Raw genomic sequence first — 20,995 nt, 5'->3', positions numbered from 1 at the left:
GCACGTCCCCCGACTTGAAAGTCTTTGCAACTTTCTCCGGTTTTGGTTCTCAATGTCAATCGGTGCGGCCGAAATCTCACCGGGCACTCATTGCCAAAGAACAGCTCAAGACGCTAACTGGGACGCTCCTTTTTATTCCTGCCCGCGCTGCGAAAGAAAGCTTCCATCATGCCCAATCCGACAAAGCCACGAATTCTCTGTGTCGGTGCGCTGACCATGGACACGATTTTTCGTTTGGACAGGCTGCCGCCCGGACCGGGGAAATTTAGTCCCGTCGAGGCCCTCCAAATCGCGGCCGGCATGGCGTCGAGTGCCGCGGCAAGCATCGCGCGGCTCGGCGGTGGTGTCTCCCTTTGGGCCTCGATCGGGGACGACGATATCGGGCGGCGGGTCGTTGAAGATCTGACAGCCGAAGGTGTGGATTGCTCTTCTGTCCGCCGAATCGATGCTGCCCGCTCGGCCTTTTCCTCAATTTTCGTCGATGCAGCGGGCGAGCGGATGATCGTACCGTTCTATGACGCGGCATTATTGACGGCCCCTCAGATCATGCCGCCCATCGCCGAGGGCGCATACGACGTGGTGATGACCGATGTGCGCTGGCCGCTCGCTGCGGCGCAAGCGCTGAAAGCCGCGCGCGGAGCCGGTGTTCACGGCGTCCTCGATGCCGATACGGCCCCGCTCGAGACGCTGGAAATGCTCCTGCCGCTTGCCTCGCATATCGTTGCCTCCGAGCCGGCGGCGGAACAGGTGACCGGCGAGAGCGATCCGGAACGGGCGACCGTCGCCCTTGCTGCACTCTATGGACGTGATGGCGCATTCATTGCCGTCACCGGCGGTGACAAGGGATGTTTCTGGTACGATGCGCTTGAAGGCGAGGTCCGCAACATGCCAGCCTTCGCTGTCGACGTGGTTGATACGCTGGCGGCCGGTGACGTCTTTCACGGTGTTTTCGTCTGGGCGCTCTCGCGAGGCTATCCCACATACCAGATCATGCGTTTCGCCAGTGCTGCGGCTGCGATCAAATGCTCCCGCTTCGGCGGCAGACGCGGCGCCCCGACGAAATCCGAGCTTGAAGCTTTCCTGACCCGATAGGACGCCCCGCATTTGAATGTGAAAGGTCACTGCAAACCCGTTGACATTCGACTAACATGTTAGTATGTCTTTAGTGATAAATGAGATGGGAGAAGCAATTGTCTCGGGTTGATCGATTTGGACTTTCCGCCGCGCTTACCACGCCCTTCGATACGGATATGCGCGTCGATGTGTCAAAGGCGGTCAAGCATGCACGGCATTGCCTGAACAGTGGCTGCAGCAGCGTGACCCTGTTCGGCACGACGGGTGAGGGCTCTTCCATCAGCAATGAGGAGCGCGAGGTCGTTCTCAAAGAATTTCTCGATGCGGGCATTCAACCTGCGCAGATCGTCGTCGGTGTGATGGCGAATTCCTATGTGGACGCCGCCGTGCAGTCCCGCGCCGCATTTGATGCCGGCTGCCGTGGCGTCCTGCTCGCGCCGCCGTCCTATTTCAAGAACGTCAGTGATGACGGGCTGTTCGTCTGGTTCTCGTCGGTCTTCCAGGAAACCGGCGCATCGGCAAGGGATGTCATTCTATACAACATCCCTTCGGTGACCGCCGTCGAACTTTCGGTCGATCTGGTCACTCGCCTGCGGGAGGCCTTTCCGAAAATCGTTGCGGGTGTGAAGGATTCGTCGGGCAACTGGAGCTATACGGAGAAGCTGCTGGAGAAACACAAAGACCTCGCCATCCTCATCGGTGATGAGCGCGATCTGGCTGCGGGCGTACGCCTCGGCGGACAGGGTGCGATCTCGGGCATGGCGAATCTCTACGCTGACCGGCTGCTGCCCATGATCAATGAGGGACGCGAAGATCCGGCGATGATCGAAGCGGTCAATGAACTTCTGAAGTTTCCGGTTACACCAGCGGTCAAAGCGCTGGTTGCACATCATTCGGGCGATGCGGGCTGGCGCCGGGCGCGAGCACCGCTGCAGGCCTTGCCGGATTCCGATTTCAAGCGTCTGACCGGTATCTTCGACCGCTTGTTTGTAGCGGCCGCAGCGTAATAAAGGGAGTATTCTCAGGATCCGTCGGGAGAGCGGCATGGATGATGGTAACGAGCCCGTAAGACTGCGAGAGAAGGCCTATGCGAGCTTCACGGAGCATCTTCTTGCCCGTGATATCAATCCGGGACAGTTCGTATCACAGCGGCAGCTTGTCGCGATGACCGGAATGCCGCTTGGGGCCATTCGCGAACTGGTGCCGCGTCTGGAGGCAGAGGGGCTGGTCAAGACTATCCCGCAGCGTGGCATTCAGATTGCGCATATCGACCTGAATCTGATCCGCGAAGCCTTTCAGTTTCGTCTGTTCATGGAGAAGGAGGCGATTGCATTGTTCTGCACCTCCGCATCCGACGAATTGCTGGCCACGCTACGGAAGGAGCATGAGGATACGCTGGAGGAGGCGTTGCAAGGCAGGGAGACGCCCGAGCTCGAGCTGCGTGCACAGACAATCGACTGGAACCTGCATGAAACGATCATCGATTCCCTCGGGAACGGGATCATTGCGAGGGCATACCGCATCAACGCGATCAAAATGCGGCTGATCAATCAGGAAAGGTTCCGCATTACCGGCCGCGTTGTCCCCGTCATGCGTGAGCATCTTGCGGTGCTGACGGCCATTGAAACCCGCGACCCGCAAGCGGCAATGGATGCAATTGCGGTGCATATCAACAATGCGAGAAATTTGGCGCTGAAACTTTAAATCATCGAAGCTGGTAATGGGAGTTGCCACTCGAATGAGTCACACGAGGAGGATACAATGAGCATGAACTTCGTTAAACCGACACGCCGCCAGTTCCTGGCCGGGTCGGCGGCACTGGGTGCCGCAAGCATTACCGGGTTGAAGCCGGCATTCGCGAATGTGGACTGGAAGAAATATGCGGGCACGACCCTCGAGGTCAATCTCATCAAGAGCCCGCGCGGCGATATTCTTCAGAAGTATCAGAAGGAATTCGAAGAACTGACCGGCATCAAGGTCAATTCCGAACAGACGCCCGAGCAGCAGCAGCGGCAGAAGGCAGTCATCGAACTCACATCTGGCCAGCCAAGCTTTGATGTCATCCACATCAGCTACCATGTGCAGAAACGGCAGTTCGAAAAAGGCGGCTGGCTCGCGGATCTGACGCCATTCCTCAAGGATCCGAGCCTGACTGATCCCTCGCTGGTCGAGAGCGATTTCGCCGAGGCTGGTCTCGCCTTTGCCAAGGACAAAAACGGGCGCTTCGGGGGCCTGCCATTCTCGGTGGACTACTGGATCGTCTACTGGAACAAGGAGCTCTTTGCCGCCAAGGGGGTCGAATATCCGAAGACGTTCGATGAACTTGTCGCTGCCGCCGAAAAGCTGACCGACAAGGACAATGGCGTTTATGGTTTTGTCGCCCGCGGCATGAAAAACGCCAATACGCCGGTCTGGGCCAGCCTGATGCTCGGCTATGGCAAGAGCACAGTCGAGGACGGCAAGCTGCAGACCGATACGCCTGAAGCGATCGAGGCAGCCACGCTTTACCAGCGTCTCATGACCAAATCCGCGCCTCCCGGTGTCACCGGCTTCAACTGGGCCGAATGCCAGTCGAGCTTCCTGCAGGGCAAGGTTGCCATGTGGCTCGATGGTATCGGCTTCGCACCGCCGCTCGAAAACCCGCAGAAGTCCCGCGTCGTCGGCAAAGTCGGCTACGGCGTCATGCCAAAGGGCCCGGCCGCACAGGCGGCGCCGACGTTTGGTGACGGCATCGGCGTAACAGAAGGCTCGTCGAAGAAGGAAGCTGCCTATCTCTACTGCCAGTGGGCAATTTCGAAAGAGATGGGAGCACGTCTGTTGCAGTCGGGCTCCGGCGTTCCGTTCCGCAACTCGGTCCTCAACGATCCGGAAGTGCTGAAGGGCGTGACCATGCCGGCCGAGTGGGCGAAGGTTCTGTCGGAATCGGCGCCGATCAGCCAGCTTTGCTTGCCGGTCATCGTTCCAGTCACCGAGTTCCGCGATGTGATGGGTGTTGGATTGACCAACCTCCTTGGCGGCGCCGATCCCGCAACGGAAATGAAACGTGCGACGGAAGAATTCCGTCCCGTCCTGGCAAAAAGCGAAAGCTGAGGATCGAGTAATCCGATGACAATCACCGCCCCGACCACCCTGACCAGTGAACAACGGAAAGCCGGAATGAAAGTGGGCAAGAGCCGCTTGAAGCCAAGCTATTGGCCATTCGTCATTCCGGCTCTGGTCATCGTTGGGGCGGTGATCATTTTCCCGTGGGTGTTCACGCTGTGGATGAGCGTAAATGAATGGCATCTCGGCGGTGAGAAGAGCTTCGTTGGCCTCGCCAATTTCGCCAGGCTGGCCGGCGACCAGCGGTTCTGGGAATCGATGAGCCACACGATCCTCTATACGGTCCTTTCCGTTGTAGCTCCCCTGTTTTTCGGCACGATTGCGGCCCTTGTCTTTGACAGCAAACTGCCGATGCGCGGGTTGCTGCGAGGGATCTTCGTCATGCCGATGATGGCAACGCCCGTGGCCATTGCGCTTGTCTGGACAATGATGTTCCATCCGCAGCTCGGGGTGCTCAACTATCTGCTGTCGTTCATCGGAATTGGTCCGCAGGAATGGATATTCAACCAGAATACCGTGATCCCGTCGCTCGTGCTGGTCGAGACATGGCAGTGGACGCCACTCGTGATGCTGATTGTGTTGGGCGGGCTGGCGGCAATGCCGCGCGATCCCTTCGAGAGTGCCGAGATCGATGGCGCCAATGGCTGGCAGAAGTTCCGCTATATAACGCTGCCAATGATCCTGCCTTTCATGATGGTTGCCGTGATCATTCGCTCCATCGATGCGCTGAAAAGCTTCGACATCATCTTCGCCATGACCCAGGGAGGGCCGGGCACGGCATCGGAGACAATCAACATCTATCTCTATAATGTTGCCTTCGCCTATTACGATATTGGCTACGGCTCGGCGCTGGCCGTCGTCTTCTTTATCGTCATCATCACCATGTCGCTCGCGCTGCTCTATCTGCGCCAGCGGACAAAGTGGAATAGTTGAGGAGACACATCATGGCGCGCCGCAATTTGCTTAAATCCGTAGGGACAGCCTTCGTCGTCTTCGTGATCGTTTCACCGGCAATCTTCTTCTTTTTGTGGATGCTGTCGCTGTCGCTGAAATACGAAATCGACAACGGCGCCTATCCGCCGATCTTTATTCCGGAGAATTTCGCCTGGTCGAATTATACGGACATCTTCGCCACCAACGATTTCCTCCACTATTTCTGGAACAGCCTTCTGGTGACAGGTACCGCGACGCTGCTGGCGCTTCTGGTTGGTGTCCCGGCCGGCTATGGTATAGCCCGTCTTCGTGCCGACAAGGCGGCGATCGTCGTCATGATCGCGCGTATGACGCCGGGTCTGTCCTATCTGATCCCGCTCTTCCTGCTGTTCCAGACATTGGGCCTCCTCGGGACGCTCTGGCCGCAGATCATCATCCATCTCGTCGTAACGGTCCCGATCGTCATCTGGATCATGATCGGCTATTTCGAAACCACCCCCATGGAACTCGAGGAAGCCGCGATGATCGACGGCGCAACCTCATGGCAGGTATTCCGTATGGTCGCACTGCCGATCGCGAAACCCGGCATCGTCGTGTCGTTGATCCTTGCGGTTATCTTCTCGTGGAACAATTTCGTCTTCGGCATCGTACTCGCGAGCCGCGAAACGCGAACGCTGCCGGTCGCCGTCTATAACATGCTGTCGTTCGAACAGGTCAGTTGGGGGCCGCTTGCCGCTGCTGCGTTCGTCGTGACGTTGCCGGTGCTGCTGCTCACCGTCTTTGCACAACGCCAGATCATTGCCGGCCTTACTGCCGGTGCCGTCAAGGGCGGTTAATTCAGGTATAGAACAGGGAGGGTCGCATGGCCTCGGTCTCCATCAGGGACGTCACCAAGACTTACGGCAATGTCAACGTCATGCATGGCGTTTCGGTCGACATCGAAGACGGTGAGTTCGTCATCCTCGTCGGGCCTTCCGGCTGCGGGAAATCGACACTGCTGCGCATGATCGCCGGGCTTGAGGAAATCACCGGCGGTGAGATTGCCATCGGCAGCCGCGTGGTCAACGATCTGCCGGCGAAAGAGCGCGATATCGCCATGGTGTTCCAGAACTACGCGCTCTATCCGCACATGACGGTTGCGGACAATATGGGCTTTGCGCTCATGCTGAAGAATGCACCTAAGCAGGAGAAGGAGAGCCGCGTTGGGCGTGCGGCCGAAATCCTTGGTCTGGAAAAGCTGCTGGACCGGTTTCCGCGACAGCTTTCCGGCGGTCAGCGCCAACGTGTGGCCATGGGGCGTGCAATCGTTCGTGACCCGCAGGTGTTCCTGTTCGACGAACCGCTGTCCAATCTCGACGCCAAGCTTCGCGTTCAAATGCGCAGCGAGATCAAAGGTTTGCATCAGCGCCTTGGCACGACGATCGTCTATGTGACGCATGACCAGATCGAAGCCATGACAATGGCCGACAAGATCGTGGTGATGAAGGATGGTCTTGTAGAACAGATCGGCACTCCGCTCGACCTTTACGATTATCCGGCCAACTTGTTCGTTGCCGGGTTTATCGGCTCGCCCGCAATGAATTTTATAAAGGGTAAGGTCGAAGGTGGTGCGTTTGTTACGCCGGACGGCATCAAATTGCCATTGCCAGCCGGCACGGGCTCACCTACGGCTGCTGAGGCAACCTATGGCATCCGCCCGGAACACATCAGGATCGCTGATAGCGGCATCCCCGTGAAGGTCGATGTGGTCGAGCCGACGGGCTCCGAGATCATGGTGGTCGGCAAGATCGGCAATCAGGAGATTTCCTGCCTGTTCCGCGATCGCCTTTCGATCAAGCCGAATGACACGCTCCACGTGGCAATTGACCCGGCGACCAGCCACCTGTTCGACACGGCGAGCGGTGCACGGATCGGCAGCAAGGCGCTGCCGAATTAGGGCAAACTAGACGCCGTAGCGCTCGGTGCGGATGATTGCGGCCGGAACATCCGCCGCAATCAGCGCGTCGGAGGCTGCGATGACAAAGGCATTCGATCCGCAGACAAAAACCTGATTTGGGGGCGATGGCATGCGATGCAGCAATTCCGCGACCATCGCCGGATCGATACGCCGGTCGTAATCGGCAATATGTGCCGCATGTTCGCGCGTCAGGGTCAGCACGAGATCGAAACGATTGCCTTCCTGCTTGAGGGCCAGCAGCTCCTCGCGGAAGATCAGCTCGTCCCATGTTCGAGCCGAGTAGAGCAGCAGGACTGGCGCCGAAGCGTTTTGTGCGGCGCGGTGGCGCAACATTGAAACGAGCGGCACCACGCCGGAGCCGCCGCCGATCAGCAGGATCGGCCCGCCATCCTCGACGGTCCAGATGAAATGTCCGCCGATTGGACCCCGCAGCTCGATCTCATCGCCGATGGTCGCAACATCATGGAAAAAAGTGGAAACTTCGCCGTCATCGAGGCGCTCGATGGCAAGCTCAATCACGCCGCCACTTTCTGGGGCTGACGCGATCGAATAGCTGCGCTGCGCCTGATAGCCATCGGGGGCACTCAGGCGTACATCGACATGCTGACCCGGCTTGTAAGGGAAGATCAGGGACGGCCTGAAGAAGAAACTGATAACGCGCGGTGTCTGCCTGACGAGGCCAGTGATGGTCGCCTTCTGCCATTTCGCCTGTGCGGAGACTGCCTGCTCCTGCATTCTCAATCGCCGGTGTAGCGCTGCTCGCGCCACGGATCGCCATAGGTGTGGTAGCCGCGCAGTTCCCAGAAACCGGGTTCGTCGCGTGTGGTGAATTGCAGGCCATTGATCCACTTTGCAGATTTCCAGAAGTAGAGATGCGGGACCAGCAGACGCGCGGGACCGCCATGGTCCGGCGTCAATGGCTTGCCATCATAATAAGTGGCGATCATCGCCTTGCCCCCGAGAAGATCTTTCGCAGGCACATTCGTCGAATAGCCGTCATAGGAATGCGCCAGCGTGAATTCCGTTGGCGGCTCTATGCCGGCTTCCGCCAGGACATCGTCAATCAATACGCCCTGCCAGCGCGTATCGAGTTTCGACCAGGCAGTAACGCAATGAATATCGCGGGTAAATTTCGTTTGCGCCAGAGTGTTGAATTCGGCCCAATCCCATTTGATGATTGGCTTGGGACCGGCCTTGAGCGTGAAGGACCAGTCTTCCGTACGGATACGCGGTGTAGGTCCGGCAGACAGGACCGGAAAATCGTCGGTCAGGGACTGGCCGGGCGGGATGCGATCTGTGATTTCCGGCGGTTGCCGCCGGCCGGTAAAGCCGCGTGTCGTCATCAGGTGTCACTCCTGATGCGATACAACCACAGTTGGCAGTCTCCGCCAAGCCCGGAACCTGGCTATCCGTGGTTGATCATGATGTGACGCACGGCCGTGTAATCCTCCAGCGCATAGACCGACATGTCCTTGCCGTAGCCCGATTGCTTGACACCGCCATGCGGCATTTCATTGGTCAACATGAAGTGGGTGTTGATCCAGGTGCAGCCATATTGCAGGCTGGATGCAGCTTTCATCGCCTTGGAAATATCCCGCGTCCAGACAGACGAGGCGAGGCCATAATCACTGTCATTGGCCCAGGTAACTGCCTGATCGTCGTCTTTGAACCGCGTTACGGAAACCACGGGACCAAACACTTCGCGTCGGACGATCTCATCCTCCTGGGTCGCGCCCGCAACCACAGTCGGCTGAAAGAAGAAGCCGTTCTTGCTGCCTGCGCCGCCACCGGTCGTTATCTCGATATGCTTCTGCTCGGTCGCTCGTTCGACGAAGCTTGCCACGCGGTCACGCTGACGCCCCGAGATCAGCGGACCGATCTCGTTGATCGTATCGTCTTCCTCATTATAGCGGATGGTCGAGACGGCAGAGGTCAGGTCGGCAACCAGCTTTTCGTAGATGCCATCCTGCGCATAGATGCGGCATGCTGCGGTACAGTCCTGTCCGGCATTGTAATAGCCGAAGGTGCGGATACCATTCACGACTGCTTCAAGGTCCGCATCGTTATAGACGATGACAGGCGCCTTGCCGCCCAGTTCCAGATGCGTGCGTTTCACCGTCTTTGCCGCCGCCTGCAGCACCTTCTTGCCGGTGGCAATATCGCCGGTGATCGACACCATGCCGATCTTCGGATGGTTGATCAGCGTATTGCCAACCGTCTCGCCGCGCCCGAGAATGACATTGACCACGCCCTCCGGCAGAATGTGCGCCAGCAGCCGCGCCATTTTCAACGCAGTGAGCGGTGTTTGTTCCGAAGGTTTGAACACGACGGTGTTCCCCCCGGCGATGGCAGGCGCCAGTTTCCATGCCATCATCATCAGCGGGTAGTTCCAGGGCGCGATCGAGCCGACAATGCCAATGGCATCGCGGCGGATCATCGATGTATGGCCGGGCAGATACTCGCCGGCAACCGGAGATGTGAGCGTGCGGACGGCTCCGGCGAAAAAGCGCCAGCAATCGATGATCGCAGGCAGTTCGTCATTGCGCACCGCATTGATCGGCTTGCCGCAATTCAGCGCTTCGAGCGCAGCGAAATCGTCCGCATGCTTCTCGATGGCGTCGGCGATCTTCAGAAGATATCCGGATCGCTCGGCAGGGGTCGTGCGCGACCAGCTGGCAAATGCTGCTTCCGCCGCGTCGACGGCTGCATCGATCTGGCTGTGGGAGGCCTCGGCAAGGTCAATGATCCTGGCACCGGTCTTCGGATTGAGGACATGTTCCTCGGCTTCCGTTCCGGCTTCGAACTTTGAACCAATCAGCAATTTCGTATCCATGGCATGTTCTCCCAAGATTGATTATTTGCCCGAGCCGGCAATCTGGTCGCCGTCGCGAGTAAGGTAGTAGGCTGCGAGAATGGGCAGGAAGGTCACGATTACCACGACCATCGCCACCACATTGGTTACGGGTCTCTGGCGCGGGCGGATAAGCTCCTGCAGCATCCAGATGGGCAGAGTCGACTGTTGCCCGCCGGTGAAAGTGGTCACGATGACCTCATCGAACGACAGCGCGAAGGCCAGCATGCCGCCAGCCAGCAGTGCGGTGCCGATATTCGGCAGAATGATATAACGGAAGGTCTGGAATCCGTTCGCGCCAAGATCCATCGACGCTTCCATCAGCGAACCGGAGACGCGGCGGAAGCGCGCCACGGCATTGTTGTAGACAACGACAATGCAGAAGGTCGCGTGGCCAAGAACGATGGTCCAGAACGAGAAGGGAATATCCGCCAGGCTGAACGCCGAACGCAGGGCAATGCCGGTGATAATGCCGGGGAGGGCGATGGGCAGGATGACCAGCAGCGAAATGGTCTCGCGGCCAAAGAAGCGGGTCTGGCTGACGGCTGCAGCGCAGAGTGTTCCAAGGGCAAGCGCGATGACTGTCGAAATCGAAGCCACGCGCACCGATAATGACAGGGCTTGCCACACATCGGGTCTGTCCCATGTCACCGCAAACCATTTCAACGTCAGTCCGGGCGGCGGAAACTGATAGCTCTTTTCCTCGGTGGTGAAGGCATAGAGGAAGATAAGCAGCAGTGGCAGGTGGAGGAAGAGCAGCCCGCCAGCCGCAGCCATCTTCAGACCCAGGGGTGCAGTGTTGGAGCGATCAGAGCGCATCGAAAGCCCCCATTCGTCTTGCCCCCCACAGATAGAGGCCCATGATCACGATGGGTACGACCGTGAAGGCCGCAGCCAGCGGGATGTTCCCGGCCGTCCCTTGCTGGGCATAGACCGCCTGGCCGATGAACAGCCGTGAGGAACCGATGATCTGCGGGATGATATAGTCGCCGAGGGTCAGCGAGAAAGTGAAGATGGATCCGGCCACAATGCCAGGCAGGGCCAGCGGAAACAGCACGTGCCGGAAGGTCTGTTGCGGGGTGGCGCCAAGATCGGAGGACGCTTCGATGAGGTTGGTCGGGACGCGCTCAAGCGCTGCCTGGATCGGCAGGATCATGAACGGCATCCACACATAGACGAAGACGATGAACGTGCCGGTGTAGCTCACCGAAAGGGAATTGCCGCCGATGACGGGGAGCGATAGCCAGGCGTCGAGCAGCCAGAGCAGATTGAGCTTGGTTAAGAGCCAGGTCAGGATACCTTCCTTGGCAAGGATGAGCTTCCAGGCGTAGATCTTGACGAGGTAGCTCGACCAGAGCGGCAGCATGACACCGAGATAGAAGAACACCTTCCATTTTCCCCGGGCGTAGCGGGCGGCATAATAGGCGATCGGAAAGGCAATGACAGCCGAGACCAGCGTCACGATAGCAGCCATCGACACTGTCCGCACGATGATGTCGAAATTGGCTTCGTTCAGAAGCTGTCTGTACGTCGCGAGCGTGAATTCATAGTTGATCAGCCCGGAATAGTCGTCGATTGAGAAAAAGCTCTGCAGCAGCAGCGCGAACAACGAACCGAGATAGATGACACCCAGCCAGAGAAGCGGCGGCGCAAGTAAAATAGTAAGAAGCACATGGGGGTGCTTCCAGAGGAAATCCGAGACGCGGCTGGTTAGGCTGCCGCGATCCGGGAGAATCGATCGTTGTTCGACGATCGCGCTCATGACGCCTGATCCATCAAATGCAAGTCGGCACGATCGAAGCTCAATGTGACTGGATTGCCTTCAGCGGGGATCGAGGCCGTTGCCGGACTCATGACGTTAATCTTCGTGCCGTTGACACTGACAAGCACGCGATTGGCGGCACCGAGGAAACTGCGCGACAGCACCGTTCCATCGAGGGCCAGCTTGCCATCGCCGCCACGACCCAGCGTAATCGCCTCGGGCCGAAGGCTGGCATATTGGTTTGCAGCGCCCAGTTGTTTGACAAATTCTGGTGGCAGGACATTGGAGGAGCCGACGAAATCGGCGACAAAACGGGTTCGCGGCTGCTTGTAGACCTCTTCCGGTGTACCCAGCTGTTGAATCTTGCCGTCGTTGAACACGGCTATGCGGTCGGCCATCGACAGTGCTTCACCTTGATCATGTGTGACGAAGACAAACGTAATGCCGAGGGTTTTCTGCAGGGATTTGAGCTCTTCCTGCATCTGCTCGCGCAGTTTCAGATCGAGGGCGCCGAGCGGCTCGTCCAGAAGCAGAACTTTCGGTTTGTTGACCAATGCGCGGGCGAGCGCAACACGCTGGCGCTGGCCACCCGAAAGCTGGCCCGGGCGGCGGGTTCCGTAGCCGGGCAGCTTCACCATGGCGAGAGCGTCTTCCGCTGCCTTGCGCCGTTCTTCCCCTCCCGACGCCCTTGACCATCAGGCCATAGGCGACATTGTCGAGGATATTCAAGTGCGGGAACAGCGCATAATCCTGAAATACCGTGTTGACGCTACGGCGGTAAGGCGGCACGCCTTCCGCTGTTTCACCGAATATCTCGATGTGCCCGCCGGTTGGCTGTTCGAACCCTGCCATCAATCGAAGGCAAGTAGTCTTGCCAGAACCCGATGGACCGAGCATGGCGAAGAATTCGCCCTCGGCTATGGCAAGGTCGACTGCATCCACGGCACGCACGGCACCGAAGTGGCGCGATACATTCTCGAAGAGGACGGCGGTCATGGTTTGCTCCAGGGTGATCCGCCTCCAACCCTCCCTCTGAGGGGGAGGGACGGACCGCAGGTCCGGGGAGGGGGTTGTTAAAAGTATACTAATGTTGCAAAGCCGAGCGTATTTTCAAATTGTCCCTCCCTGCTGCTTCGCAGCCCCCACCCCACAAGGGGGAGGGCATGGAGAGTACCCGCGAAAACTCACCGTCCGCCGATCACACCGATATAGTCCGAGACCCAGCGGTGATAGGGAACACACTCGCTTTGACTTTCGCACTTCGACACTGGGGTTCTCCAGAACTTGATCTTGTCGAAATCATTGTAGCCATTGGTTGCGCAGCCTTCATCGGTCAGGAGTTCATTGCCCTTGCAGGCTGCTCCGACCGAAGGATTAGCGCCGAACCAGGCAGAAACATCGCCCTGGACCTTCGTCGAAAGGGAATGCTCCATCCACATATAGGCGCAGTTCGGATGCGGGCTGTCGGCATGCAGCATGGTCGTATCAGCCCATCCCGTGGCGCCTTCCTCGGGGACAACCGATGCGATGGGCTTCTTCTCCGCTTTCAGCAAATTGACCTGGAACGGCCAGGAACCGGAAGCCACCACACCTTCATTCTTGAAATCGTCGATCTGGATCATCGCATCGTGCCAGTAGCGTCCGGCGAGGGTCCGCTGCACACGCAGGAGATCAAGCGCCGCCTTGTATTGGTCTTCGTTGAGCTCGTATGGGTTCTTGATGCCAAGCTCCGGCTTGTGGAACATCAGGTAGTTGGCGGCGTCGGCAATGTGAATCGGGCCGTCGTAAGCCTGTATTCGCCCCTTGTTCGACTTGCCGTCCGGCAGGGTCATCTCCTCGAACACGACGTTCCAGCTGGTTGGCGCCTTATCCTTGAAGGCATCCGTATTGTACATCAGCACGTTCGGACCCCAGACATAGGGCACGCCGTAGTGCACATCCTTGACCGTATGCCAAGGCGCTTTCTGCATGCGTTCGTCGAGAGTCTTCCAGCTTGGTATGAGATCGGTGTTGATCGGTTGCACGCGTTTGCCGGCGACGAGACGGAGCGAAGCATCGCCGGATGCGGTGACAAGATCGAAGTCGCCTTCATTCATCAGCGCCACCATCTCATCCGATGTGGCAGCAGTCTTGACGCTGATCTTGCAGCCCGTCTCTTTCTCGAAACCCGTAACCCAGTCGTAAGCCTTGTCGGTGTCGCCGCGTTCGATGTAGCCGGGCCACGCGACAATGGAGAGTTCGCCTTCGCCTTTGCCGAGTTCCTTCAAAGCTTCCTGAGCGAGGACTTGTGTCGTGAAGGCGAGGGACAGCGTCAGTGCCGTGCAGGATTTCAGAATCTGCTTCATCTCAATTCTCCCGTTTTGGTCGCATTTTGCGGCCTGTGTTCCCGGAGGTCAGAGTGCCTTTATTTCTCCGCATTCGCAAATTCATTTATGAGAAGGCTGATATCGGAATTTCCGATATCGCATTATTCTAACGGCCGCGGCCGCTGCGGAGAGCTTCGGCGATACCAACAAAATCACGTGCCGACTGTGGAAGACTGGAACCTTTCCGCCAGACCATGCCGACTTGCACGACAGGCAGAGCACCGGAAACATCGCGGCTCTCGATGCGGTCACCTTCAAGCGACCAAGGGCGATAAACAAGATCCGGCAGGAGCGCGATGCCAGCACCCGTGGCGACCAGGCTGCGCACGGCTTCGACCGAGCGCGTGCGGAAGGCAACATGCGGACGCGCACCAAGCGCGGTCAGTAGCTTGCCGGTATCTTCCTCGATTTCATCGACCGTCAGCATGATCAAGGGTTCACTTGCGATATCGTTGACAGAGATAATGTCAGCGCTGACCAGCGGATGACCAAGCGGCAGCCAGAGTCTGTATGGTGATGTCTCGATGATTTCCGCCTGCAGCGCCATGCGGTCACGCAAGTTCGAGATCACCATCACCGCCACATCCAGCTCACCGCCAACCAAAAGGTGCTCGAGGTAAGAGCCGTTGTCCTCAATAGCGCTTACCTCGACGCCCGGGCTGGCACGGCGAAATCGGGCCAGAAGGTCGGACAATACGTAACCGGCCACCAGCGAAGTGACACCCAGGTTGAGCTTGCCCGCCGGTTTGGGCGTTTCTGCGGAAAAAGACCGGCGGGCATCTGAAACACCAGCCAGGATCTTCGTGGCATGCCGCAGGAACTGATGGCCGTTATAGGTGATGTCAAGCCCGCGCGGATGACGCTCGAAGAGTTCAACCCCGAGATCGCTTTCAAGTTCCTTCACTGCCTCGGTGATCGACGACTGTGAAATCGACAGGTTTTGCGCGGCACGCGTAATCGAGCCTTGCTCTGCGACGGCGACGAAATATTGCAACTGCCGGAGTGTGAATGCCATGCCTGACTTAACACTGCGTCGGGCTAAATTGGCAAGCGGGCGGGTTATTCATGCAGGCAATCGAGCTTTGCACATTGTTATTGATATTATTATATTATAAATAGTGTGCAGAGGTTGGGAGGCAGGCAGGGAGGCAGAGCCGTATCGCTTCAAGCGACGGCGATTGTTGGCCGGGCTCCCCAGACATACAAGCAGATAGCAGGCAAAGAGTTGGCAGGCAACGAGCTCACCCATTACGATTTTCGCACGGCGGGCCAATCGCGGACACACCATGGCCATGTCATGCGCGATCTCGGGCTTAAGATCATCAGTGGTGCCTATCCCGAAAACAGCATTCTGCCTGGCGACGCGGAATTGCTCGAGCGATTCGGCGTATCGAGAACGGTGCTGCGCGAGGCGTTGAAGACGCTCGCGGCCAAGGGCTTGATCCAACCAAAGGCCAAGATCGGCACGCGCGTGCTGGAGCGCTCGCATTGGAACCTCTTCGATCCTGATATTCTCGTCTGGCACTTCGAAGCGGGAGCAAGCGCGCATTTTTTGTCCAGCATCGTCGAAATGCGCCTTGCGCTGGAGCCTGAAGCAGCTGGCCTCGCGGCGCTCCGGCGAACCGACGCGCAACTCGAGAAGCTGTATCATTGGGTTGCGCGCATGGGGAGCGCGCGTGAGTCCGCCCAGGAATTCGTCTATAGCGATCTGCAGTTCCACATCGGAATTGCCGATGCTTCCGGGAATCCGTTCATGCGTTCGATCAGTGCCCTGATCGAAGTGGCGCTGGTCACCACCTTCACAATCAGTTCGCCGATACCAAACTCCGAAAGCCACGTCCGCTCGGTTGCAAGGCACGCGGCAATCGCCGACGCGATCAAGGCCGGCGACGCAGAAGCGGCCAAGGAAGCCATGCGTGTCGTTATTCGCGAGGGCGCCGAACGGGTGCTGACGGCCGGCCAGGCCAGAGAAGCCTAGATCCGGCCGGCACGCGAAATCAAAGGGCGGTCACTTTAACCTTCAACGGCTTTTCGACCTTGAGCGGGTTACGCAGCGGTAAGCCAAAGGCAGGCGCTTCAATCTCGAACACGTCGCCATTCTCTGCTTTCACACCATCGGCAAAAGAGAGCGTTGCGGTGCCAAACATATGGACATGAACATCGCCGGGTTGGCGGAACACTGCATATTTGAAGTGATGATGTTCGAGATTGGCGATCGTGTGGGACATGTTGTCTTCGCCCGAAAGGAAGGGCTTTTCCCAGATGGTCTTGTTCTTGCGCACGATACGGGAAGCCCCCCGGATATCGGCGGGAAGATCGCCGACGATCAATTCGGGACCAACCGAGCAGGGCCGCAGCTTTGAATGAGCGAGGTAGAGATAATTGACACGTTCCATCACGTGGTCGGAAAATTCGTTGGCGAGTGTGAAGCCGATGCGGAAGGGCGAACCATCCGGGCCGATCACATAGATACCCGCGATCTCCGGTTCTTCGCCGGCATCATCGGCAAAAGCTGGCGATAGCAACGGCTGCCCGGGGCCGGTCAACATGGACCCATTGCCCTTGTAGAACCATTCGGGCTGGACGCCGGTCTGGCCCTTCTTCGGCTTTCCGCTCTCCAGACCCATGCGGAACATCTTCATCGAATCGGTCAGGGTTTCTTCCTGGGCGTCGCCGATCTTGCGGTGCATGGCATCGCGCGTCGCCGCCGATCCGAGATGTGTCAGACCCGTACCGGTCAGATGAATGTGCGCCGGGTCGTGCGTGTCGACCGGTGGAAGCAGGCGGCCTTCCGCATAGGCAGTGGCGATATCCAGTTTCTTGCCAACTCCACGGCTTTCCACGATGTTCGCGATGCCGGTCTTCGCTTCGATCGCCGCGTGCGCCAGCTCAAGTACGGATCGTGTACGCTTCACCTGCCGGAATTCGTCACCAACACGTACGGCGACCTGCCGCTTTCCATTGGCATTCGTCAACTGAACCAGATTCAAGGCTTTCCTCCCGGATTTTTGGGTATATGAATTATCGCCCCCGCAAGCGCGAGAACCACTCTTTTCAAAAATAGTATAATAGTATTATATTGATGTAAACGGTCTTTGGCGGAAGTGGCCAAGGGCGGAACCAGCGGGCGTGGGTGATTTCCACAACGTAGCGAAAGCCCTATTCCAAAAGTCATACTTTTCGGATAGACGTTGAAGCGACCCCGCTCTGGGAGGAACTGGTTCGGTGCAGGAATATCGGTCGCAGCCGACGATATAGCATCGGACATGATTGAAAACTGGGAGGAACAGACGTGAAAATGCTCAAACTATTTGCCGCGGGATTGATCGCACTTGGTGTGATGGGTACGCAGACCTTCGCTCAGGACAAGGGCTCCGTCGGCATTTCCATGCCGACCAAGTCGTCGGCGCGCTGGATTGCCGATGGCGATAACATGGTCAAGGCACTGAAGGAACGCGGCTACAGCACCGATCTGCAGTATGCGGAAGACGACATTCCAAATCAGCTCGCGCAGATCGAGAACATGGTCACCAAAGGTGTCAAGGTTCTGGTGATCGCCGCCATTGACGGCACGACCCTGTCGAACGTTCTGCAGCAGGCGCACGATGCCGGCATCAAGGTCATCTCCTATGATCGCCTTATCCGCGACTCTGCCAATGTCGACTACTACACCACCTTCGACAACTTCCAGGTGGGTGTCCTGCAAGCAGGTTCGCTCGTGAAGGCTCTTGGTCTTCCGGAGGCAAAAGGCCCGTTCAACATCGAACTGTTCGGCGGTTCACCTGACGATAACAACGCCTTCTTCTTCTACGATGGCGCCATGTCCGTCCTGCAGCCCCTGATCGACAGCGGCAAGCTTGTTGTCCAGTCCGGTCAGACCGGCATGGACAAGGTCGGTACGCTGCGTTGGGATGGTGCTGTTGCCCAGGCGCGTATGGATAACCTCCTGTCGGCGTATTATACCGACAAGAAGGTCCATGCCGTCCTTTCGCCCTATGACGGTCTGTCGATCGGCATCCTTTCGTCGCTGCGCGGTGTCGGCTACGGCACGGCCGACCAGCCATTCCCGTTCGTATCCGGACAGGATGCCGAAGTGCCTTCGGTCAAGTCGATCATTGCCGGTGAGCAGTACTCGACGATCTACAAGGACACGCGTGAACTGGCCAAGGTAACGGCCAACCTCATCGACAAGGTTCTCAAGGGTGAAGAGCCGGAGATCAACGACACCAAGACCTATAACAATGGTGTCAAGGTGGTTCCGTCCTACCTGCTGAAGCCCGTCGAAGTCGACAAGACCAACTGGAAAGAAATCCTGATTGGCGGCGGCTACTATACGGAAGACCAGATCAAGTAGGACTTTGATCAATGCCGAACCCTGCGTTTACCGCGCAGGGTTCGTTGCCATGTCGATAGGGGCTTGCCGGAAAATGTTTTCGGTGGCGCAAGGGCGCAGAGCCAAATATAAATTGCAGAAGGAAACGACGCCCCAGCAGGCAATATTGCTGCAGACGCGTCGATGAGGATCTCGATGGAAACCATCCTCGAAATGCGCAACATCACCAAGACGTTTCCTGGTGTGAAGGCGCTGAACAATGTCAACCTCGATGTGCGTAAAGGCGAAATTCACGCTCTGGTGGGTGAGAACGGCGCCGGAAAGTCGACCCTGATGAAAGTGCTGAGCGGTGTTTATCCGCATGGCAGCTATGAGGGCGAAATCTTCTACAACGGTCAGGAGCAGCACTTTCGCGACATTGGCGATAGTGAAAAGCAGGGCATCATCATTATCCATCAGGAGCTGGCGCTGGTTCCGCTCCTGTCCATTGCCGAGAATATCTTCCTCGGCAATGAACCCGCGAAATTCGGTGTCATTGACTGGCACGTTGCGGAAAACCGCACTCGTGAACTCCTCGCCAAAGTCGGCTTGAAAGAAGATCCGCTGACGTTGATCACCAATCTCGGTGTGGGCAAGCAGCAACTGGTGGAGATTGCCAAGGCGCTATCGAAGGAAGTCGAGCTTCTCATCCTCGATGAGCCGACGGCAAGCCTCAACGAAAAGGACAGCGGCGCATTGCTGGCCCTGCTCCTCGAGTTCAAGGCCCATGGCATTTCTTCGATCCTGATTTCGCACAAGCTGAACGAAGTCGGGAAGGTTGCGGACCGCATTACGGTGCTGCGCGATGGCGCTACGATCGAAACCCTCGACAAGGGCGAGATTTCGGAAGACAGGATTGTTACGTCCATGGTCGGGCGTCAGCTGGCCGACCGCTTTCCGCAGCGTGAACCCAATATTGGCGAGGTCGTGTTCGAGGTGAAGGATTGGGTGGTCCATCACCATATCCACAGCGATCGCACCGTCATCAATGGCATCAACCTCAATGTCCGCAAGGGCGAGGTCGTCGGCATCGCCGGGCTCATGGGCGCCGGGCGTACTGAATTTGCGATGAGCGTCTTTGGCAAGGCCTACGGACGCAAGATCAGCGGCGAGGTGTTCATCAAGGGTCAGAAAGCTGACGTCTCGACCATCGGCAAGGCGATCGACAACGGCATCGCCTATGTCACGGAAGATCGCAAGACCTTCGGCCTCAATCTGATCGACCATATCAAGCACAATGCCACGATCGTCAATCTTGGCGGCGTTTCGCACAATGGCGTGCTTGATGACATGGCGGAACTGAGGGTGGCGAACGAATATCGCCGCAAGACCAATATCCGTTCATCGAGCATCTATCAGAAGACCGGAAACCTTTCCGGTGGCAACCAGCAGAAGGTTGTCCTGTCGAAATGGCTGTTTGCCAATCCGGATCTGCTGATTCTTGACGAGCCGACACGCGGCATCGACGTCGGCGCAAAATACGAAATCTATACGATCATCAACCAACTGGTAAGCGAAGGCAAAAGCGTGCTGATGATCTCGTCGGAAATGCCAGAGCTGCTCGGCGTCTGCGACCGGATCTATGTGATGAACCAGGGCAGGCTTGTCGGCGAAATGCCGGCCAGCGAAGCCAGCCAGGAAAAAATCATGCGCGCCATTATCCGTGCTGAAGGGAAAGCATCATGACTATTGAAACCGCAGCAACCCAAGGGAAAAAAGACTTCAAGACGGACGGATCCGCGCTGAAAGGCAACTACCGCGAATACGGTCTGGTGCTGGCACTCATTCTGATCATGCTCTTCTTCCAGTTCACCACCAATGGTGTGTTGTTCAGGCCGGTCAACCTGACCAATCTGGTATTGCAGAACAGCTACATCATCATCATGGCTCTCGGCATGCTGCTGGTGATTGTGGCTGGGCACATTGACCTTTCGGTTGGCTCGGTGTCCGGATTCATCGGTGGGCTTGCCGCCGTCATGATGGTGCGATGGCAAATCCACTACATCCCGGCGACGATTCTTTGCCTCGTCATGGGCGGCGCCATTGGCGCGGCCCAAGGCTACTGGGTTGCCTATCACAAGATACCTTCGTTCATCGTCACCCTGGCCGGCATGCTCGTGTTCCGCGGGCTGGCGCTGTGGCTGCTGGGCGGCCAGTCCGTCGGTCCATTCCCGCCGCAATTCCAGTTGCTGAGTTCCGGCTTCATTCCCGACTTTTTCGCCTATCCCGGCTTCAATATCACCTCGATGCTCGTCGGCATCATCCTCGTGGCGCTGATGATCTATTTCAGTGTGCGCGGCCGGGCCAAGCGGGAGAAGCATGGTTATGAGGGCGAGCCCTTTGCACTCTTTGTCGCCAAGAACCTGATCATCGCCGGTATCGTGCTGTTCCTCACCTATCTGCTGTCCTCCTATAAAGGGCTGCCGAATGTCCTGATCGTCATGTCGATCCTGATTGCGCTGTTCGTCTTCGTCACCAAGCGCATGACGGTTGGCCGGCGCATCTACGCGATGGGCGGCAATGAGAAGGCAGCGAAGCTTTCCGGTATCAAGACCGAACGGCTGACCTTCCTGACCTT

At 57.8% G+C, this 20,995-nt stretch carries 19 protein-coding genes and 1 pseudogene (1 of these 20 cut by a window edge); 11 read left to right on the top strand and 9 right to left on the bottom strand.

All coding sequences use genetic code 11. The annotated features are described in order from the left end of the window. Window positions 1–168: 168 nt before the first annotated feature. The 7 genes from N8E89_RS26910 to N8E89_RS26880 all read left to right on the top strand — a co-directional run bounded on the left by N8E89_RS26910 (window position 169) and on the right by N8E89_RS26880 (window position 7,045). Complete coding sequence (locus N8E89_RS26910) at window positions 169–1,092, top strand: PfkB family carbohydrate kinase (protein WP_262263592.1); 924 nt, start codon at window positions 169–171, stop codon at window positions 1,090–1,092. 80 nt (window positions 1,093–1,172) lie between these two features. Continuing rightward, complete coding sequence (locus N8E89_RS26905; protein ID WP_410010480.1) at window positions 1,173–2,081, top strand: dihydrodipicolinate synthase family protein; 909 nt, start codon at window positions 1,173–1,175, stop codon at window positions 2,079–2,081. Between the two features lie 37 nt (window positions 2,082–2,118). Further along, on the top strand, window positions 2,119–2,778 hold the full coding sequence (locus tag N8E89_RS26900; protein WP_106665688.1) for a GntR family transcriptional regulator: 660 nt from the start codon (window positions 2,119–2,121) through the stop codon (window positions 2,776–2,778). Between the two features lie 57 nt (window positions 2,779–2,835). Continuing rightward, a complete protein-coding gene (locus N8E89_RS26895) occupies window positions 2,836–4,164 on the top strand; it encodes an ABC transporter substrate-binding protein (protein WP_162707160.1) in 1,329 nt (442 codons plus the stop codon). A gap of 66 nt (window positions 4,165–4,230) precedes the next feature. After that, window positions 4,231–5,109, top strand: a complete 879-nt coding sequence (locus tag N8E89_RS26890) for a carbohydrate ABC transporter permease (protein WP_245448890.1) — start codon at window positions 4,231–4,233, stop codon at window positions 5,107–5,109. An 11-nt stretch (window positions 5,110–5,120) separates the two neighbouring features. Next, window positions 5,121–5,945, top strand: coding sequence for a carbohydrate ABC transporter permease (locus N8E89_RS26885; protein WP_106665690.1), 825 nt, complete (start codon window positions 5,121–5,123; stop codon window positions 5,943–5,945). A 26-nt stretch (window positions 5,946–5,971) separates the two neighbouring features. Then, on the top strand, window positions 5,972–7,045 hold the full coding sequence (locus tag N8E89_RS26880) for an ABC transporter ATP-binding protein (protein WP_262263591.1): 1,074 nt from the start codon (window positions 5,972–5,974) through the stop codon (window positions 7,043–7,045). A gap of 6 nt (window positions 7,046–7,051) precedes the next feature. Here N8E89_RS26880 and N8E89_RS26875 read toward each other — a convergent pair whose 3' ends face one another. The 8 genes and pseudogenes from N8E89_RS26875 to N8E89_RS26840 all read right to left on the bottom strand — a co-directional run bounded on the left by N8E89_RS26875 (window position 7,052) and on the right by N8E89_RS26840 (window position 15,060). Continuing rightward, on the bottom strand, window positions 7,052–7,801 hold the full coding sequence (locus N8E89_RS26875) for a ferredoxin reductase (RefSeq protein WP_262263590.1): 750 nt from the start codon (window positions 7,799–7,801) through the stop codon (window positions 7,052–7,054). 2 nt (window positions 7,802–7,803) lie between these two features. Next, window positions 7,804–8,409 (bottom strand): sulfite oxidase-like oxidoreductase, encoded by a 606-nt coding sequence (locus N8E89_RS26870; RefSeq protein WP_262263589.1) that lies wholly within the window; start codon window positions 8,407–8,409, stop codon window positions 7,804–7,806. A gap of 62 nt (window positions 8,410–8,471) precedes the next feature. Beyond that, window positions 8,472–9,899 (bottom strand): gamma-aminobutyraldehyde dehydrogenase, encoded by a 1,428-nt coding sequence (locus N8E89_RS26865; RefSeq protein WP_262263588.1) that lies wholly within the window; start codon window positions 9,897–9,899, stop codon window positions 8,472–8,474. A gap of 21 nt (window positions 9,900–9,920) precedes the next feature. Then, a complete protein-coding gene (locus N8E89_RS26860) occupies window positions 9,921–10,736 on the bottom strand; it encodes an ABC transporter permease (RefSeq protein WP_262263587.1) in 816 nt (271 codons plus the stop codon). Continuing rightward, complete coding sequence (locus N8E89_RS26855) at window positions 10,726–11,679, bottom strand: ABC transporter permease (protein ID WP_262263586.1); 954 nt, start codon at window positions 11,677–11,679, stop codon at window positions 10,726–10,728. Before N8E89_RS26855 ends, N8E89_RS26860 begins: the two co-directional genes overlap by 11 nt. Continuing rightward, window positions 11,676–12,675 (bottom strand): annotated as a pseudogene (locus N8E89_RS26850) (ABC transporter ATP-binding protein). The gene N8E89_RS26855 and the pseudogene N8E89_RS26850 overlap by 4 nt, the downstream one beginning before the upstream one ends. Window positions 12,676–12,863: 188 nt before the next feature. Further along, window positions 12,864–14,024: an ABC transporter substrate-binding protein gene (locus N8E89_RS26845; protein WP_106665698.1), complete on the bottom strand. Its 1,161-nt coding sequence runs from the start codon at window positions 14,022–14,024 to the stop codon at window positions 12,864–12,866. A gap of 127 nt (window positions 14,025–14,151) precedes the next feature. Continuing rightward, window positions 14,152–15,060, bottom strand: a complete 909-nt coding sequence (locus N8E89_RS26840; RefSeq protein ID WP_106665699.1) for a LysR family transcriptional regulator — start codon at window positions 15,058–15,060, stop codon at window positions 14,152–14,154. 210 nt (window positions 15,061–15,270) lie between these two features. On the opposite strand from N8E89_RS26840, the gene N8E89_RS26835 reads away from it, so the two are divergent. After that, window positions 15,271–16,023, top strand: coding sequence for a FadR/GntR family transcriptional regulator (locus tag N8E89_RS26835; protein ID WP_245448885.1), 753 nt, complete (start codon window positions 15,271–15,273; stop codon window positions 16,021–16,023). Window positions 16,024–16,042: 19 nt separating this feature from the next. On the opposite strand, the gene araD1 is transcribed toward N8E89_RS26835, so the two are convergent. After that, entirely contained in the window at window positions 16,043–17,035 is a 993-nt protein-coding gene (gene araD1 / locus N8E89_RS26830) for an AraD1 family protein (protein ID WP_106665700.1), read from the bottom strand. 308 nt (window positions 17,036–17,343) lie between these two features. On the opposite strand from araD1, the gene chvE reads away from it, so the two are divergent. The 3 genes from chvE to mmsB form a co-directional block, all read left to right on the top strand. Further along, on the top strand, window positions 17,344–18,399 hold the full coding sequence (chvE, locus tag N8E89_RS26825) for a multiple monosaccharide ABC transporter substrate-binding protein (protein ID WP_106665701.1): 1,056 nt from the start codon (window positions 17,344–17,346) through the stop codon (window positions 18,397–18,399). A gap of 174 nt (window positions 18,400–18,573) precedes the next feature. Further along, window positions 18,574–20,103: a multiple monosaccharide ABC transporter ATP-binding protein gene (mmsA, locus tag N8E89_RS26820; protein ID WP_262263585.1), complete on the top strand. Its 1,530-nt coding sequence runs from the start codon at window positions 18,574–18,576 to the stop codon at window positions 20,101–20,103. Beyond that, window positions 20,100–20,995 carry the 5' portion of a multiple monosaccharide ABC transporter permease gene (gene mmsB / locus N8E89_RS26815; RefSeq protein ID WP_106665703.1) on the top strand. It continues 304 nt past the right edge of the window, so the window shows 896 of its 1,200 coding nt (coding positions 1–896); its start codon is at window positions 20,100–20,102; the stop codon falls past the right edge of the window. The genes mmsA and mmsB overlap by 4 nt, the downstream gene beginning before the upstream one ends.

It is taken from the genome of Phyllobacterium sp. A18/5-2, assembly GCF_025452215.1.
GTDB classification, from domain to species: Bacteria; Pseudomonadota; Alphaproteobacteria; order Rhizobiales; family Rhizobiaceae; genus Phyllobacterium; species Phyllobacterium sophorae.
Note: the sequence above shows the minus strand (reverse complement) of the source record. Positions and strands in the feature narration are given on the sequence as shown.

Coding starts and splice junctions, on each gene's coding strand:
- mmsA (WP_262263585.1), top strand. CDS start 18,574: ATGGAAACCATCCTCGAAATGCGCAACATCACCAAGACGTTTCCTGGT.
- N8E89_RS26885 (WP_106665690.1), top strand. CDS start 5,121: ATGGCGCGCCGCAATTTGCTTAAATCCGTAGGGACAGCCTTCGTCGTC.
- N8E89_RS26910 (WP_262263592.1), top strand. CDS start 169: ATGCCCAATCCGACAAAGCCACGAATTCTCTGTGTCGGTGCGCTGACC.
- N8E89_RS26880 (WP_262263591.1), top strand. CDS start 5,972: ATGGCCTCGGTCTCCATCAGGGACGTCACCAAGACTTACGGCAATGTC.
- N8E89_RS26860 (WP_262263587.1), bottom strand. CDS start 10,736: ATGCGCTCTGATCGCTCCAACACTGCACCCCTGGGTCTGAAGATGGCT.
- N8E89_RS26855 (WP_262263586.1), bottom strand. CDS start 11,679: ATGAGCGCGATCGTCGAACAACGATCGATTCTCCCGGATCGCGGCAGC.
- N8E89_RS26840 (WP_106665699.1), bottom strand. CDS start 15,060: ATGGCATTCACACTCCGGCAGTTGCAATATTTCGTCGCCGTCGCAGAG.
- chvE (WP_106665701.1), top strand. CDS start 17,344: ATGCTCAAACTATTTGCCGCGGGATTGATCGCACTTGGTGTGATGGGT.
- N8E89_RS26895 (WP_162707160.1), top strand. CDS start 2,836: ATGAGCATGAACTTCGTTAAACCGACACGCCGCCAGTTCCTGGCCGGG.
- N8E89_RS26890 (WP_245448890.1), top strand. CDS start 4,231: ATGAAAGTGGGCAAGAGCCGCTTGAAGCCAAGCTATTGGCCATTCGTC.
- N8E89_RS26870 (WP_262263589.1), bottom strand. CDS start 8,409: ATGACGACACGCGGCTTTACCGGCCGGCGGCAACCGCCGGAAATCACA.
- N8E89_RS26900 (WP_106665688.1), top strand. CDS start 2,119: ATGGATGATGGTAACGAGCCCGTAAGACTGCGAGAGAAGGCCTATGCG.
- N8E89_RS26845 (WP_106665698.1), bottom strand. CDS start 14,024: ATGAAGCAGATTCTGAAATCCTGCACGGCACTGACGCTGTCCCTCGCC.
- N8E89_RS26905 (WP_410010480.1), top strand. CDS start 1,173: ATGAGATGGGAGAAGCAATTGTCTCGGGTTGATCGATTTGGACTTTCC.
- N8E89_RS26875 (WP_262263590.1), bottom strand. CDS start 7,801: ATGCAGGAGCAGGCAGTCTCCGCACAGGCGAAATGGCAGAAGGCGACC.
- N8E89_RS26865 (WP_262263588.1), bottom strand. CDS start 9,899: ATGGATACGAAATTGCTGATTGGTTCAAAGTTCGAAGCCGGAACGGAA.